This window comes from Pseudomonas sp. AC136 (genome assembly GCF_979258585.1).
In genome coordinates this window covers 4,105,102-4,120,377 of the sequence record NZ_OZ409865.1, presented here as the reverse complement: position 1 = coordinate 4,120,377, position 15,276 = coordinate 4,105,102, and the positions used below count along the sequence as shown (strand labels likewise).

The following is a 15,276-nucleotide window of genomic DNA, read 5'->3' as shown; positions in this document are numbered from 1 at the left end:
GTTGTTTCCTCGCTTAATTGCGCGTTATTGCGCGGTTTTGCCTTTCAGCAGGCCGAGCGATCCCGAGCGGATGAACTTTGAAATTTCAAAGCCGCTGGGGTGAATCGGATTGCTGGGGTTTTGGTTACCGGCCTACTTGGCCGCTTGAAGCTTTAAAACCAAGGGCCATGCCCTTGTTATCCCGTTTCGTCACCCGTGACCGCGTCTGGTAAACCAGCCCCGGACACGGGCGACGATTTGGTTTGTCCGGTGCTTTCGATTGGTACATACCGAAAGCGCTTAAGGAACCGCCACCGAATCAGCAGATAGGTCAGCAGTGGGAAATTCAGAACCGCTCCGAGAAGAGCCCATTGGTTGATTGCCATCAGCTCAACTCTCCAGTTCGAACAGGTCGTACCGAGGCACGTAGGGCGTTGGCTTGCCGGTGTCGTACACAACGTTCCAGTACTTCGGGGGCCGGAGCGGTGGCGAATGTTTCTCGCAGATAAAGGCCGGCGTTACTTCCCACTCCGACAGCAAGACTTTCCAGACGCCAGCTACCCGGCCCATCTTTAAGGGGCGTATCGGGCGTGCTGACGCGGGGCGGCATAGCTCGCATCGTGTGGATGGGGAGGAAACGACGCTCACCATCGCGGCCTTTGACCAGCAGACAGAGCAGCCACAGCCCACGGAGTGCAGCAGATGCAGATAGGCGTTGAGCGTTTTCAAGGCTGGCCGCACTAGTCATCGGAATAGTCCCCGGCGCAGAAGATAGTTTTGCCACGGTCGATATCGCGGCGGATGCGGTGCAGGTTGATGACGCGACGGCGGCCAATTTTGACTGTAGGGATAGCGTTGGACTCTACCCAACCGCGCACCACGTCTTGGCTGATTTCCTCTAAGCCGATCATTTCGGCGAAAACGAGCTGGGAACAAAAAGGCGAATCACGGAAGTCAGTGACGCGCTGTGCATTTCCCTCTGCGTTGAAGCCCACTACCCCAGACTGTTCCATGGATGTACCCTATAAGCGTCGATTTATTAACTAAGTAATATTTACTAACCTGATAGCCATTATGCCTATCCTGTTACTAAGTACAATATACTAAGTAGAACTTTTTGGCATGATAAGAGAACGGCTTATAAGCCTTTTCGACTCCAAGCGGACTAGCGTCTGGTTTGAGAGAGAAACGGGGATCGACCGGTATCGCTGGGGAAACATCCGCAGCGGTAAAGCACGGCTATCAGATGCAGAGATGGAAGCGGTGGTAAAGCTGTTCCCTCACTATGCACTTTGGCTAGTGAGCGGGCAGGTAGCACCAGAATGTGGACAGACGAGTCCAGAATACGAAGAAGCTAACCGAAACTTGAAAGGTCAAAACGCGGGATAGCGATCACTCAAGAAGCAGCTAGGCGCTGGTATGCCCGAAGACCCAAGGAAGGAACATAAAAGCAGATGAAGTGGCGGGAAGTAGAGTATTAAGAAGATAAAGCTGAAAACGCACTAAGAAATAGTCAACTTAATATGCCAGGGAGAACCAAATGCCAAAAATAGATGAAATAGAAAATACCAGCCCCATCATAGAAAGATTTGAAATAACCAACCTAAACGGATATAAAAATTTAAAATTAACCTCAAAAAACTGTGTAAAAGTAATTGCCGCTGAAAATGGCACAGGAAAAACAACTTTACTAAATGCTTTACACGGATTACTTACCGGAAAACTAAAAGGACTTTTCACCCTTGATTTTTCCGAAGTAAAAATTAAATTCCGTGATCATGACGAGATCTCCGCAAGCAAAAAAGAACTATTCCCTGCGGGGCTCTTAAAAAGCATTAACAGTGACGCTAGTGATGAACTTCGCTCCTATGACATCACAGAACTAGAACTATACGAGCTGTTCGCTAACCTTGCAGATGGAAGCCGAGGCTCCGCCTCTCGGAGTGAAGCGTACAAAAAAGTTTTTAACAACTCCCCATATGACCATGAAGATACTATGGAGCTCTGCGAAAGAGCCTTTAATGATTATCAAACTTCTTCATCCTATTCCGACTTTTTTTTAAAAATAAAAACCATAACAAATGGAATAAGCGTTCTATATCTCCCAACGTTCCGTCGAATCGAGGCAGAATTCTCAGAATATAAAAACCTGAGAAACACTAGAAGCCGAAACAGAATAACTAGACTATCCTCCGATCCAGAAGTAGACAATTCAGGTCCCCTTATTTGGTTTGGAATGCAAGACGTAGAGGATGAGCTAGATAGAATTAAAGAAAAAATTAAGAACGACACTTTTTCTGCATATTCTGAAATCAGCGCACAATCTCTTGAAGCTCTTTTGTCGCCTGAAACTAAAGAGCCAGCCTCAATTAGGCATGATGATCAAGAGCTCAAGTCAGAGCTTAAGCTTGTGCTAGCGAGGCTTGGAAAATCTGAAAGTGATGCAGAAAGAAAAATTGAAAATTTGATTCAGAGCGGGGAAATCAACAACGAAGAATATAACTCTCTGCGCAACCATTTATCCCAACTACTTTCTATTTACAAGCAAACCCAGACAGACGAGCAGTCAATCGAAGGCTTTATAACTGTAATCAACAATTACTGGAAAGCATCCGCTGCTGAAAGCAACTCAAACGTAGAAAAAGAATTTACATTTGACAAGCTCGCCTTAAATGTATTCGTAAACAACATGTTTATAGACAAAGAAATTAAACTGGGAAATTTGTCGTCCGGCGAAAAACAGATAATATCAATCTTTGCAAAACTACATCTAAATCCGCAACGAAAATATATAGTACTTATTGACGAACCAGAACTATCGCTATCAATTGCATGGCAGAAGCTATTTCTCCCAGACATATTAGAGTCGCCTACATGCGCGCAGCTTATCGCAATCACTCACTCCCCCTTTATATTTGACAATGATTTAGACCAATACGCGGGAACCTTAAATATAAGCTACAGCAACAAAAAGGAGTGAGCATGGAAAGCATTGATAAGATGCGAGCCGAAAGGAAATCACCGCACGTAGCCCTACAAACTTACAACCTGATAAGATCAAAAAATCCAGACGTATTAATTTGTGTTTTTGAAGGCCCCGACGATATACCATTTTATGACACGCTACTTAGAAAGCTAAGAAGAAAACCAATCTATAAAAATTTTGCGGCCAAGGGAAAAGACCAAGTTCTCGGTCTGAGAGAAATACTCAAAAAAAATGAGGAGCAATCCAACAATAACGTCATCTACTTTGTTGATAAAGATTTCGATCACCTAAAAAATCACAAAGCAGGAGACGACATATACTGCACAAGCCATTATTCCATCGAAAATATTCTAGTATCCCCCCAGATACTGAGTGAAATCCTTGCAACCGAATTAAAGTGCGAACCGGAAGAACAAGAAACAGTACAGGCAATAATCGAAAACTTCACAATACTCCAACAAGATTTCTTCGAAAAAATAGAGCTACCTAACAAAATCATTTTCTATTGCAGAAAATCAAGTATAAAAATACCAAGTATAGGGTCAGCAAAAGAATATTTTTCGGTTACGGCAAGCAGTATAACGCTCAAGAGCGATGATTTTTACGATCTCTTAGGCTGGCCGCAAGAACTGGATCGATCAGAAATTATCACAATACAAGACGAATTTGAGAGTCTAGACCCGCGAAGAGACTGGAGGGGGAAATTTCTATTTTATTTCTTTCAAGAATATATAAAGTCTCATATAGAAGACAGAACATCTCCAACACCAAGAATTTTCTCGAAGCGAGTAAAAATTCAGTTTAACCCAAAAACAGATATTAGAACTTTTGCATTGCTCGCAGACATACCAGACTGCCTAGAAACTTTTGTTAACTCTCACTTTCCGAGAGACGTAAGTGAAAGTACAGAAAACTCAGAAGTCGCCCTAGCCTAGACTCAAAGTAACAAGGTGACTACATCAGCAGGTTTTACTGAAAGACTCTGGGTAAATCTGGAAACGACAACGCTGAAGCCCTAGTTTCATGGGCCTTTCTGGCCTGCTCAGGTTCCCCCTCGAGGATTCATAATGCTGGGGTCCGGGGTTCAAGTCCCTGTGTAGCCACCAAACAAAACAAAGGCTTACCTTCGGGTAGGCCTTTGTTGTTTCTGGCTTCTGATAATTCGCAGACAGCCTCCGAAAATATTCGATTTTCCGACCGAAGATGCCGAGAGAACCTTTGCTGGCTTCGGCTAGGTGTAGCACTTATGCCTGAGCTAACAGCGGCTCAATTTCCTGCTCGATCTCTTGCCCAGCCTCCGCGATCGCGATGATCAATGCGTACTCGCTTTGAAGATTCATCCAAAATTGCGGTGAAGTATCGAAATAACGGCCTAACCGAATTGCTATGTCTGCGGTCACGCCTCGCCTTTCGCGAACGATTTCATTAATCGTCGGCGTGGAGACGTGCAAGGCGCGGGCAAGTGCCGTAGGGGTAATGCATAACGGCTCAAGAAACTCCTCTCGCAAGATCTCTCCTGGGTGGATCGGGCGCATCCCGTTAGCAACCATGTGAAATCTCCTCAGTGGTAATCCACAATTTCAACGTTCTTCGGGCCGGTATCGGTCCAGACAAAGCAGATCCGAAACTGGTCGTTGATTCGAATGCTGTACTGACCCGCGCGATTTCCCAGCAATGCCTCAAGCATATTTCCTGGTGGCGACCTTAAATCGCGGAGGCCCGCGGCAGCGTTAAGCATCGCGAGCTTACGGGTCGCTACATTCAGAATGTTGCCCCAGCGCTTAGAACGGCCTGTTCCAAATAACGCTTCAGTATCCGTACAAGCAAAATTCAGAATCACGCTTTAATCCTTAACGTTAAGCGTTAATTTAGTATTCGGCATGGCGACCGTGACGTCAACAATTCGTGGTACCAACCGACCCGTAAGTAGGTTACGGGTCGTGCCTCGACGCTGCTGCGCTGCTTGAGAAATTGGCCCATTTCCATGCGAAACTCAGATCCTTCGCCCGACACAACTCCCCACATCGCGCAAAAAGGATTTCGCCGTGCTCTCCCGTTTCGTGCTGTCCGCCCTCTTCTTCTTGCTCTTCAGCGTCGCCCAACCCAGCCTTGCCAACACACCCTGTTCCGGCGCCAAAGGCGGCATCGCCCGTTGCGATGGTGAGCTGTTTGTTTGTCGTGATGGTTCGATCAGTGGGTCGAAGAAGAACTGTGCGGCGATCCATGGCGGGAGCCCTGCGCCTTTGAAGGCGGTGGGTGGGAACGCCGGTGGGGATTGTCCGTGTGGTGGCGGGACGTTGTGTGTCGGGCCGCGGGGTGGGGAGTTTTGTGTGACGCCGTCGGGAAATAAGAGTTATCGGCGTAAGTAGTCACGCGACCAATCCTTCGCTCCGCACTGGTCCAGGCAATTACTCCTATAATCGCGCGCGCTGGAAGCGGGCAGCCCTAGTGCAGAACATCCTTTCGCAGGCGTTTCCCGAGTACGCGTTGTGGCTGATATTGGGACGAAGGCCAGCAACTGAGCATCAAAGTCCAGACGGCATCGAGCCAGACTAAATTTCGTTAAAGCGCGCCTTGAGGCGAGCGGAGAAAACATGAGAGACGATTTCGACGACATCCGCGCCGAGCGCGACCGCCCTGTCCGTTCCGGTAGCTCGACCCATAGCAATCCTCATGCAGGGCTGTGGAAGCAGATCGCGCTGGGGCTTGTCGTCGGGTGGGTGGTGATTGCGGTTTTAAGCGTGTTGGGTTGGACGGTGTTTGGGCATCTAGCGTTGGGTACGTTGAAGTTTGGGGCGCCGTAGTCGAGGTGTTGATGGGCGGCTCAGGGGTTGAGCGAGGACAACGGGGTTGGCACCAGATTGAAGATTTAAGAGCTCGAGCCTGAAGCCTCTCCTATAGGACCTGGTCCGGCGGGATGGGCTTTGGGCTCGGGCTTTTTTGTTTCAGGGGGTGCGGCCGCCGTCGCTGTCGATGAAGCGGGCGATTTCGTCCAAGGCGGGGGCTTTGTAGCGCAGGGGGCGCGACAGGGCGGCGACGAGGCTGATATGGCTGACGTTGTCGTAGTAGTGCTCGCTCACCGGCACGCCGGCTTCTCGCAGGCGCTTAGCCAGGCCGCCGGTGTTGCGTTTCGGGTTGACGAGGTCGTCTTTTTCCGCGGCCATCAATAAGGCTGGCGGCGCGCTGGCGGTGACGTGGTTGATGGGTTGCGAGTCCGGCGGGCTGTTGGGGTGGAAGAACACGGGGCGCACGTCGGGGTTTTCGATGGGGAGAAAATCGTATGGGCCAGCCAGGCCGATCCAGCCGCGCATGTCGCTGGCGCTGAGGTTCACTTCGGCCAGCAGGCGCGGGTCGAGCGCGAGCATGGCGGCGTTGTAGCCGCCGGCGCTGTGGCCCATGACGAACATGTGTTCGGGATCGCCGCCATAAACGGCGATGTGCTGGTGTACCCAGGCGAAGGCGTGGGCGCCGTCTTTGAGGAAGTCGGGGTAGCGCACCTGCGGGTACAGGCGGTAGTCGGCGATGACTGCAACGTAGCCTTTGCTGGCCAGGGCTTCTCCGACGAAGCGGTAGTCGTTGCGCTCGCCGCTGTTCCAGCTGCCGCCGTAGAAGAACAGCACGACCGGCGTTGGGCCGGCTTTTTTGGCGGTGGGCACGTAGATGTCCAGGCGCTGACGGGGGTCGCTGCCGTAGGCAATGGCGCTGGTTTTGTTGTAGCTGTCGGTGGGGCTGATAGCGTTGAGCAGGCCCACGGGGGAGCAGGCGCTGAGGAAGGTGCTGAGGGCGAGGAAAAGCGGGGTGAGCAGTCGGCGCATAGAGGAAGTTGCTCTTGAGTTGGACTGCAGCAGGAGTGAACGCCTTGCCCTCTCCCCTAGCCCCTCTCCCGCAGGCGGGAGAGGGGAAACAAGCAATGATTACGAGGACAAGTACGAAGACCGTGTCAGCCCCAAACGCAATGCGTCGAGGAATTGGGTGCGTTCCCGTGGGCTGATCTTCGCGCTGGCGACTTTGTCGCGATAGTGAGTCATCAGCTCCTCGGGCGACAGGTGCACGTAACGCAGCATGTCTTCGATGGTGTCGTGGGTTTCGATACCGGCGTGGTACGCGGTGCCGTCCGGGTTCTGGTAGATGTTCACCGAGTCGGTGTCGCCGAACAGGTTGTGCATGTCGCCGAGAATTTCCTGGTAGGCGCCGACCAGGAAGATGCCGAGCAAGTAGTCTTCACCTTCGCGAACTTCGTGCACCGGCAGGCTGGTTTCGATGCTCTGCTCGTCGACGTATTGCTTGATCTTGCCGTCGGAGTCGCAGGTCAGGTCCTGCAGCACGGCGCGGCGCAGCGGTTCTTCGCCGAGACGGTGCAGCGGCAGAATCGGCAGCACCTGCCCGATGGCCCAGGTGTCCGGCAGGCTCTGGAATACCGAGAAGTTGCAGATGTATTTGTCGGCAAGCTTGTCGTTGAGCTCGTCGAGCACTTGGCGGTGCGAGCGCTGGCGGGCTTTGAGCGAGTTGTGCAGGCGACGGCACACGGCGAAGTAGCACTGCTCGGCCAGGGCTTTTTGGGTGAGGCTGATTTTGCCGTCGGCGTACTGGCTGGCCACGTCGCTCATGTAGTGGGTGGCGCGCCAGTAGGTTTCGGTGACCATTTCCAGGTCCGTCGGGCCCAGCAGGTCAACCAGCCATTGCACGGTTTCGGGCAAGGTTTCCTTGTCGTCGATGGCCGGCACTTCGTCGTTGTGCTTTTCCACGTCGGTCACTTGCACCACCAGCATGGCGTGGTGCGCGGTGAGCGAGCGGCCGCTTTCCGAGAAGATGTGCGGGTGCGGCAATTCCTGCGCGTCGCAGAATTCCTTGAGCATGCCAACCACAACACCGGCGTAGTCGTCCATGTCGTAGTTGATGGAGCTGGCGTTGCGCGAGTGGGTGCCGTCGTAGTCCACGCCCAGGCCGCCACCGACGTCGATGTGGTCAACCGGCAGGCCGAGGCCGCGCAGTTCGCCGTAGTAGCGGATGGCTTCTTTGAAGCCGTGCTGGTAGTCGGCCAGGTTGGCGATTTGCGAGCCCATGTGGAAGTGCAGCAAGCGAATGCCTTGGTCCAGGTTGGCGGCACGGAAGCGCTCGACCACGGACAACAGTTGCGCCGCCGACAGGCCGAACTTGGATTTCTCGCCGCCGGTATCCGCCCATTTGCTTGAGGCCAGCGACGACAGCCGAACGCGCAAACCTACCTGCGGCGCGACTTTAAGCTCGGCCGCTTCTTCGATCACCAGCTGAACTTCAGATTCTTTTTCGATGACGATGAAGACGTTGTGGCCGAGCTTCTGGCCCATTAGCGCCAGGCGGATGAATTCACGGTCTTTGTAGCCGTTGCACACGATGGTGCCGCCCTTCGGGGCCAGCGCCAGCACGGCCAGCAGCTCCGGCTTGGAGCCGGCTTCCAGGCCGATGGACACGTTCTGCGTGGCGATGATGTTTTCCACCACCGCTTCCTGCTGGTTGACCTTGATCGGGTACAGCGCGGTGTATTGGCTCTTGTATTCGAGGCGCGCGATGTTGGCGTCGAAGGCGCCGGTCAGCTGGCGCACGCGGTCTTGCAGAATGTCGGGGAAACGCACCAGCAGGGGCAGCGACAAGCCGCTCTGACGCAATTCTTCAACTTGCTCGAACAGGTCGATCGGCGCGCTGTTGGGGCCGCTGGGGCGCACTTCGACGCGGCCCGCTTCGTTGATGGCGAAATAGCCGGCGCCCCAATGGCGAATGCCGTAAACGCTGCGGCTGTCCGCAACGGTCCATTGGCTGCCGTCATCTTTACGTGTGCGTCGTACGGACATTCAGGTTCCCTTTTTGGAAGAATTCAAAAACGCCGGGCAGCCCCGACTCGAGCAAGGTAAGCAGTGGACATGACGATTACTGAGGTGTTCAGCCGCGTCGATGACGAACAAGGCACAGCGAAAGTTTAGGAGGCGACGGATCAGCCGCCGGATTTCTTCGCTTTGAAGCCTTGCTTGATCAGCTCATCAAGCAGCAGTTGCACGTGGTCGCCCTGGATTTCGATAACGCCGTCTTTCGCCGAGCCGCCACAACCGCAGCGCCGTTTAAGTTGGCTGGCCAATTCTTTAAGCGGCTCTTCGGCCAGGGGCACGCCCGTGATCGTGGTTACCGTTTTGCCGCCGCGACCTTTGGTTTCGCGGCGCACGCGGGCGATGCCATCCCCGTCGGGAATGGCGGTCTGTTTGCAGATGCAGGCGTCCACCGGTTTGCTGCAGTCGGGGCAATGCCGGCCTGCATCGGTGGAAAACACCAAACCGCCGAGGGCGGAAAACGACGAAGCTTTCTTGACCACCGGGTTGTCCTCGGTCAGGAAGGTCCAGCGCAGCGTTAGTAGGTGGACCTGAAAGCGACTAGCTGACGAGGTGTCAGCCGCGAAGCCCCACTCTGGCAGGGGCAGCGCACCTGGGCCGGGAGGCTCAGGCTTGAAAGGCGGCGCAGTGTACCGATAATTTTCGCTGTTGCTAATAGCCAATTTGCGCCATTAAACGCTGAATTCGCGACCTGCTGCACCGCTGCGTAAATAACGCTTGAAGGCTTCCAGGGAATCGGGACAAAACGGCTGGTTTTCAGCGGCGACCAAGACGGCTTCGATGGTGATGAAACGAGCTTCGAGCACCTCTTCAGGTTGCAGGCGCAACGGCGCATCCGACACGGCAGAAAACACCGCGCCCCAGAGACGATTGCCCGGCTGCTCGAAGAAAAATCGCCCGTGCTCACGCAGCGTTACACCGCCGACACCCAGCTCTTCTTCCAACTCGCGGGCGGCCGACTCGGCGTAGCTTTCGCCTCGCTGCACCATGCCGCCAGCGGCCACGTCCCAGTAACCGGGATACACCGCTTTGCTCAGGGTGCGACGGTGAATGCACAGCTCGCCGGCCGAGTTGAACAACAGAATGAACGTGCCGCGACCGATCAGGCCGCGCTCGCGAAGCTCGGCACGCGGCAGGCTGCCGAGTTCGTTGTCGGCTTCGTCCACCCAAGCGATGTGCTCGGCGTCGGAGGCGGCCCGGTGGGCCACCTCGTTGGCAGGTGCTTGGACCATCAACCCTGACTCAGCAGTTGACGCAGGTCGATGATGGCGGCGTTGGCGCGGGAGATGTAGTTGGCCATCACCAGCGAGTGGTTGGCGAGAATGCCGTAGCCGCTGCCGTTGAGCACCATCGGGCTCCACAGCGGTTCCTGGCACGCTTCCAGCTCACGAATGATCTGACGCACGCTAACGGTGGCGTTCTTTTTCGCCAGCACGTCGGCGAAGTCCACTTCAATGGCCCGCAAGATGTGCGACAGCGCCCAGGCCTGGCCGCGCGCTTCATAGAACACGTTGTCGATCTGCATCCACGGCGTTTCGTAGACTTCTTCACGCACAGCCGGCACGTCGCCCGCCGTCACGGTTTGCACCGGCTCCTTGGTGCCGCTGTTCAGGCGAACCTGACCGACGCTGGCAGACAAGCGTTGCGACAACGAGCCCAGGCGCGTGGCGGTGTCGCCCAGCCAGTTATTGAGGTTGTCGGCGCGGGTGTAGAACTGCGCGCTCGGCTGGTTCGGATCGGCCAGACGGGCGAGGTAACGGTCGAGAGATTTGACGCCTTCGCGGTATTCGGCTTCGGAGGCCGGCAGCGCCCAGCTTTTATTGTCGAAGTTGAAACGCGGCTCGGCCTTGGCCAGATCCGGGTCTTCGGTGGACTGGGTTTGCGAGCGAGCGAAGTCTTTACGCAGTGCGCGGGAAAGGTCGCGAACCTGCACCAGCGCGCCGTATTCGAAGCTCGGCATGTTGTCGAGCCAGAGGCCTGGCGGGGCGAGGTCGTTGGAGAGGTAGCCGCCTGGTTTGTCGAGCAGAGTCGACACGACTTTCTTCAGAGTTTCTACCGTGGTGTAACCGCTAACCAGTTGGCGATTGGCTTGTTGCGCCGCCTGTTGGGCGTTTTGCTGAACCTGGAACAAGCCGGGCTCTTGGCTCCACCACCAGCCGATCAGGCCCGCCACTATCAAATACAGCGCCAGCAAAGTGCCGAGGGCGCGGCTGACCCACAGGCCGCCAAAATAACTGCGGGCGCCGTCTACCGAGTTCCCGACGCCGTCGCGCACGGTGCTTGCGCGGTTCTTCCAATTCAACATGGCTTTGTCCTTTCAATCGAAGTCAGCAGTTCGACCACAGCCTCTACGGAGGGTGCCGCCTGATTGGCGCCTCTTTCTCGGAGTGCGCGGCGGGGCACTGTTCTTCTACGGCCCGCCGGGCACTATAAGGGAAGCGCTTGCGGATGCGCAGGGCGCCGACGCAAACTTAGCGCCGGTTGTGTAACAGGTTTGTCACCTATCAGACGTTTCTGCCGCCCGTCAAAGAATCGATGTACGACTGGCGTCAAATGATCGACGGTACTAGCCTGTAAGAGTGCCACTGGTAGCATAGCGCCACCATTCGAGCCGCCCATGCGGCACCGCCGTATCACAGAAGACGTCCGGCCATGTCCGAGCAAGAAGATCTCAGCAGTGACCGCCTCAAGCATCACTTTGCCCAGCGCGTAATTCACCAGGCGCGGCAAGTGCTCGAAGTGTGGCAGCGGCTGCAAGAGCGCGAATGGAATGACACGGAACTGGCCGAAGCCAACCTGCGTTTGCTGCGCTATGCCGAGCGTTTCGGCCAGGAAGACCACGCGCAATTGGCCCGCAGCATCGGCCAGTGCCTGGAAGCCAGCGGCGCCAACAAAGGCCGCCTGAATAGCGCGCTGATCACCGAACTCAATCAATTGATGCAGCGCCTGTCGCGCACCGGGCTGCGCCATGGCGATCAATACGAACAAACTTTCCTACCGCCGCTGCGCAAACCCGTTTATGTCGGTTTGCAGGATCGCGAGCGCGCCGAGCGCTTGGCCCAGCAGTTGGAATTCTTTGGCTTGAGCGCGCAGTCGTTCGGCAGTGTCAGCGCCTTTCGCGCGGCCATGCGCGAACGCCATCCGGCCGCCATTCTTATGGAAGTCGACTTCGCCGGCCCCGGCCAGGGCTTGGAGTTGGCGAACGAAATTCAGCAAGACCTCGAACAAAAACTGCCGCTGCTTTTTTATAGCGAAGAAGAAACCGACACCCCTACCCGCCTCGCCGCCGTGCGTGCCGGCGGGCAAGAATTCTTCACCGGCAGCCTGGATGCCTCCACCTTGCTGGAGCGTATTGAAGTGCTCACCCATGTGAGCCAGTACGAGCCCTTCCGCGTGCTGGTCATCGACGACTCCCGCGCCCAGGCCACGCACACCGAACGCGTGCTCAACAGCGCCGGCATCATCACCCACACGTTGACCGATCCGATCAAAACCATGAGCGTGCTGGCCGAGTTCCAGCCGGACCTGATCATCCTCGACATGTACATGCCCGAGTGCAACGGCACCGAGCTGGCCCAGGTGATTCGCCACAACGACCGTTACGTCAGCGTGCCGATTATTTACCTGTCGGCCGAAGACGATCTGGACAAGCAGCTCGATGCCATGAGCGAGGGCGGGGACGACTTCCTCACCAAACCGATCAAACCGCGCCACCTGATCGCAACCGTGCGCAATCGCGCCGAGCGGGCGCGGAATCTGAAATCACGCATGGTCCGCGACAGCCTCACCGGCCTGTACAACCACACGCACATTTTGCAGTTGCTCGACGACACCCGCATCCGCGCGCGCCGCGACAACCAGCCGGTGACGTTTGCCATGCTCGACATCGATCACTTCAAAAAAGTGAACGACGTATACGGCCACCCCATGGGCGACCGCGTGATCAAAAGCCTGGCCCTGTTCCTCAAACAGCGTCTGCGCAAAACCGATCATATCGGCCGTTATGGCGGCGAAGAATTCGCCGTGGTGCTGCCCAATACCGACGCCGCTACCGCTGCGAAAGTGCTCGACGGCATTCGTCAGCGCTTCGCCGAAATTCACTACCCGGCCTCGCCGCAGGATTTGTCCTGCACCTTCAGTTGCGGCATCGCTCAACTGATCGATGATGTGGACAGCAACGAGCTGTCCAAGCGTGCCGACCAGGCGCTCTACGTGGCCAAGCACGGCGGCCGCAATCGGGTCGACATTTTCAAAAGCTGACAACCGGCTCAGGAAAAAGCGTGACGCCCGTCACGCTGTCATCAGCTTGCAATGAAAGAGCAATAAATTCAGGACTTTACAGCCAGTCATGGCGTTTTGACGCCATGGGTTATCGGTCGAGTCCTCCCTATGCGCCTGAAGCAACTAACCAACCTCAACACCGCCCTGCTTGTCGCCGTTTGCCTGGCGTTGGGCGCCACGCTGTGGTGGTCGCAGCGGGCGCTGGAAAAGCCCTATCAGTTAATGGAGCAGTACCTGAGCCTGTCGCAGCGCTTCCAGTCTGAGGTGGCGACCAATATTCAGGACTACCTCGGCAGCGGCGATGCCCTGCGCCACAGCAGTGCCAGCCAGGCCATCGACGCCCTGCAACAAGCCACCGACGCGCTGCCCGAAGAATTGGCTGCCAATCTGCGCCCCAGCCTCAGTGATTTGCAGCGCTTCACCGGCACCGAACTGCTGGCGGCGGGCAAACTGGCCGGCGACCCGCAAGGGCTGTTGCTGCAAGCCGAGCGGGAAATTTCCGGCGCATTGGAACAACTCAGCGCCTATGCCGACAGCGCACCGGCGGACGCTAGCGCTGCCTACCGCGCGCCGCTGTTCAACGCTGCCGTGCACCTCACGCGCCTGAGCCATGCGCGCGGCAAGCTGGCAAGCAGCGGCCGCGACGAATTGGCCGGCGACGTGGAGCGCGAAGTGACGGTGCTCAGTCAGCAAGCCGATGCCCTGCAAGCACTGCCGCTGCTGGGCGTAGCCGATGCCAGCAATTCCGGTGCCGACGACTTCGCGGCGATGATGGGCATTGCCTCGGACACCAGCGCCACTCAAGCCGAGGACCGTGGCATTGCCCTCAAGCGCGACCTGGCTAGCCTGATCAAACGCTACCCAGCGGAATTGGCGCGCACCCGTGAACTGATCAAAAACCGTGGCGCGCTGATGAGCAAAACTCGCGACACGCTGGCCGCCACCCAGCAAGCGCTGGACGCCGTGGCGCCTGCGGTGCGCGCGGAATACGGCCGCATCCAGTTGCAAGTGCGCGCGTTGCAGGGCGCCATGATCGGCTTGATTCTGCTGATTGCGCTGGTCATCGACCGTATCCAGCGGCGCCTCAGCACGGTATTGAGCCGCCTGGCGCCGTCGCTGTCGGCCTGGGCGCAAGGCAACTTTGCCGATGCCATTGTGCTGGACTCGAAAACCCGAGAGCTGCGCGACATTGAAGAGTCGCTCAATCGCCTTCGCGCCTACTTGGTCGATTTGGTGGGCACCATTCGCCAGCACGCCGAGCAAGTGGCCGGCAGCAGCCGTGCGCTGGCCGAGCTGAGCAATGGCTTGCACAGCGGTGCCGAACGCCAGGCCGGTGATACCGAGCAGATTCGCGATGCGCTGGGCGATTTGGAGTCGACCATTCAACAAGTCGCCGGCGACGCCAGCCAGGCCGCAGACGCCAGTCGCGAAGCGGGCCGAGCGCTGGAGCAAGGGCAAACCGTAATCGGCCAGAGCCTGACCGGCATGCACATGCTGGTCAGCGAGGTGCAAGGCAATGCCCAGGCAATTGAACGGCTCGCTGAAGAAACCGCCACCATTGGCAGCGTACTCACCGTGATTCGCTCGATTGCCGACCAAACCAACTTGCTGGCCTTAAACGCCGCCATCGAAGCCGCGCGGGCTGGCGAAAGTGGCCGTGGATTTGCCGTGGTGGCCGAAGAGGTGCGCTCACTGGCCCAACGCACGGCCGGCGCCACGGGGGAAATTCAGCAACTGATCGGCCGCTTGCAGCAGGCAGCCGGGCACTCGCTGGAAGCCATGCGCGCCCAGGTTGGCCATGCCGAAGCCACGGCCAGCCAGGCAGAGGCGGCGGATGGCGCGCTGGATGAAATCGTCACCGCCATCCGCACCATCGCCACCATGGCCGAACGCATCGCCGACGCCACCGCGCAACAGAGCGGCGCGGTGAGTGAGATTCGTGGGCATAGCGAGCGGATTCATCAGTTGGGCGGCAGTAACCTTGAGCGCATTGGGCATGGGCGTAATCAGGGGGAACAGTTGCAGGCGTTGGGTGGGCAGTTGCATACGGCGGTGCAGCGGTTTCGGGTTTAGCGTTGGCGTTGCGCCCGCAATTCTGGACCGTCGAACCGACACTACGCGATTAAGGGCGGCCTTATTTTTCACCTATCGCCCCGCCATTCTGGATACCCG

The 15,276-nt window shown here is 56.6% G+C and carries 15 protein-coding genes; 6 read left to right on the top strand and 9 right to left on the bottom strand.

What is annotated here, in order from left to right; translation table 11 throughout:
• Positions 1 to 369 precede the first annotated feature (369 nt).
• Together pflM and ACZZZU_RS18430 are read right to left on the bottom strand one after the other, a co-directional pair.
• On the bottom strand, positions 370 to 720 hold the full coding sequence (gene pflM, locus ACZZZU_RS18435; protein ID WP_463551422.1) for a lysogeny maintenance protein PflM: 351 nt from the start codon (positions 718 to 720) through the stop codon (positions 370 to 372).
• Positions 720 to 992 carry a DNA-binding protein gene (locus ACZZZU_RS18430; RefSeq protein ID WP_463551421.1) on the bottom strand — a complete coding sequence of 91 codons (273 nt, stop codon included), beginning with the start codon at positions 990 to 992 and terminating at the stop codon, positions 720 to 722. The genes pflM and ACZZZU_RS18430 overlap by 1 nt, the downstream gene beginning before the upstream one ends.
• Before the next feature lie 527 nt (positions 993 to 1,519).
• Here ACZZZU_RS18430 and ACZZZU_RS18425 point away from each other — a divergent pair.
• Together ACZZZU_RS18425 and ACZZZU_RS18420 are read left to right on the top strand one after the other, a co-directional pair.
• Positions 1,520 to 2,959 carry an AAA family ATPase gene (locus tag ACZZZU_RS18425; RefSeq protein WP_463551420.1) on the top strand — a complete coding sequence of 480 codons (1,440 nt, stop codon included), beginning with the start codon at positions 1,520 to 1,522 and terminating at the stop codon, positions 2,957 to 2,959.
• A gap of 2 nt (positions 2,960 to 2,961) precedes the next feature.
• Positions 2,962 to 3,900, top strand: coding sequence for a DUF4435 domain-containing protein (locus ACZZZU_RS18420; protein WP_463551419.1), 939 nt, complete (start codon positions 2,962 to 2,964; stop codon positions 3,898 to 3,900).
• 309 nt (positions 3,901 to 4,209) lie between these two features.
• Here the strand turns inward: ACZZZU_RS18420 and ACZZZU_RS18415 are convergent, their stop codons facing one another.
• Positions 4,210 to 4,515, bottom strand: a complete 306-nt coding sequence (locus ACZZZU_RS18415; RefSeq protein WP_463551418.1) for a HigA family addiction module antitoxin — start codon at positions 4,513 to 4,515, stop codon at positions 4,210 to 4,212.
• A gap of 11 nt (positions 4,516 to 4,526) precedes the next feature.
• The gene (locus ACZZZU_RS18410; RefSeq protein ID WP_122493004.1) at positions 4,527 to 4,805 is read right to left on the bottom strand and encodes a type II toxin-antitoxin system RelE/ParE family toxin; all 279 of its coding nucleotides are present in this window, start codon (positions 4,803 to 4,805) and stop codon (positions 4,527 to 4,529) included.
• 220 nt (positions 4,806 to 5,025) lie between these two features.
• Here ACZZZU_RS18410 and ACZZZU_RS18405 point away from each other — a divergent pair, with 220 nt between their 5' ends.
• Positions 5,026 to 5,334, top strand: coding sequence for a YdcA family protein (locus tag ACZZZU_RS18405; protein ID WP_463552153.1), 309 nt, complete (start codon positions 5,026 to 5,028; stop codon positions 5,332 to 5,334).
• A 225-nt stretch (positions 5,335 to 5,559) separates the two neighbouring features.
• On the top strand, positions 5,560 to 5,769 hold the full coding sequence (locus ACZZZU_RS18400; protein WP_122493005.1) for a hypothetical protein: 210 nt from the start codon (positions 5,560 to 5,562) through the stop codon (positions 5,767 to 5,769).
• Positions 5,770 to 5,910: 141 nt separating this feature from the next.
• On the opposite strand, the gene ACZZZU_RS18395 is transcribed toward ACZZZU_RS18400, so the two are convergent.
• The 5 genes from ACZZZU_RS18395 to ACZZZU_RS18375 form a co-directional block, all read right to left on the bottom strand.
• Positions 5,911 to 6,780: an alpha/beta hydrolase gene (locus tag ACZZZU_RS18395; RefSeq protein WP_122493006.1), complete on the bottom strand. Its 870-nt coding sequence runs from the start codon at positions 6,778 to 6,780 to the stop codon at positions 5,911 to 5,913.
• A 99-nt stretch (positions 6,781 to 6,879) separates the two neighbouring features.
• Positions 6,880 to 8,793, bottom strand: coding sequence for an arginine decarboxylase (gene speA, locus ACZZZU_RS18390; RefSeq protein ID WP_463381718.1), 1,914 nt, complete (start codon positions 8,791 to 8,793; stop codon positions 6,880 to 6,882).
• A gap of 140 nt (positions 8,794 to 8,933) precedes the next feature.
• Entirely contained in the window at positions 8,934 to 9,305 is a 372-nt protein-coding gene (locus ACZZZU_RS18385) for a translation initiation factor Sui1 (protein ID WP_122493008.1), read from the bottom strand.
• A 189-nt stretch (positions 9,306 to 9,494) separates the two neighbouring features.
• The gene (locus ACZZZU_RS18380; protein ID WP_463551417.1) at positions 9,495 to 10,055 is read right to left on the bottom strand and encodes an NUDIX hydrolase; all 561 of its coding nucleotides are present in this window, start codon (positions 10,053 to 10,055) and stop codon (positions 9,495 to 9,497) included.
• Positions 10,055 to 11,128, bottom strand: coding sequence for a DUF2333 family protein (locus tag ACZZZU_RS18375; RefSeq protein WP_122493010.1), 1,074 nt, complete (start codon positions 11,126 to 11,128; stop codon positions 10,055 to 10,057). The genes ACZZZU_RS18380 and ACZZZU_RS18375 overlap by 1 nt, the downstream gene beginning before the upstream one ends.
• Positions 11,129 to 11,475: 347 nt before the next feature.
• On the opposite strand from ACZZZU_RS18375, the gene ACZZZU_RS18370 reads away from it, so the two are divergent.
• Positions 11,476 to 13,083 (top strand): response regulator, encoded by a 1,608-nt coding sequence (locus ACZZZU_RS18370; RefSeq protein WP_122493011.1) that lies wholly within the window; start codon positions 11,476 to 11,478, stop codon positions 13,081 to 13,083.
• 129 nt (positions 13,084 to 13,212) lie between these two features.
• A complete protein-coding gene (locus tag ACZZZU_RS18365; protein ID WP_463551416.1) occupies positions 13,213 to 15,177 on the top strand; it encodes a methyl-accepting chemotaxis protein in 1,965 nt (654 codons plus the stop codon).
• Positions 15,178 to 15,276: the final 99 nt, after the last annotated feature.

Coding starts and splice junctions, on each gene's coding strand:
- ACZZZU_RS18400 (WP_122493005.1), top strand. CDS start 5,560: ATGAGAGACGATTTCGACGACATCCGCGCCGAGCGCGACCGCCCTGTC.
- ACZZZU_RS18420 (WP_463551419.1), top strand. CDS start 2,962: ATGGAAAGCATTGATAAGATGCGAGCCGAAAGGAAATCACCGCACGTA.
- speA (WP_463381718.1), bottom strand. CDS start 8,793: ATGTCCGTACGACGCACACGTAAAGATGACGGCAGCCAATGGACCGTT.
- ACZZZU_RS18430 (WP_463551421.1), bottom strand. CDS start 992: ATGGAACAGTCTGGGGTAGTGGGCTTCAACGCAGAGGGAAATGCACAG.
- ACZZZU_RS18380 (WP_463551417.1), bottom strand. CDS start 10,055: ATGGTCCAAGCACCTGCCAACGAGGTGGCCCACCGGGCCGCCTCCGAC.
- ACZZZU_RS18415 (WP_463551418.1), bottom strand. CDS start 4,515: ATGGTTGCTAACGGGATGCGCCCGATCCACCCAGGAGAGATCTTGCGA.
- ACZZZU_RS18370 (WP_122493011.1), top strand. CDS start 11,476: ATGTCCGAGCAAGAAGATCTCAGCAGTGACCGCCTCAAGCATCACTTT.
- ACZZZU_RS18365 (WP_463551416.1), top strand. CDS start 13,213: ATGCGCCTGAAGCAACTAACCAACCTCAACACCGCCCTGCTTGTCGCC.
- ACZZZU_RS18375 (WP_122493010.1), bottom strand. CDS start 11,128: ATGTTGAATTGGAAGAACCGCGCAAGCACCGTGCGCGACGGCGTCGGG.
- ACZZZU_RS18395 (WP_122493006.1), bottom strand. CDS start 6,780: ATGCGCCGACTGCTCACCCCGCTTTTCCTCGCCCTCAGCACCTTCCTC.
- ACZZZU_RS18425 (WP_463551420.1), top strand. CDS start 1,520: ATGCCAAAAATAGATGAAATAGAAAATACCAGCCCCATCATAGAAAGA.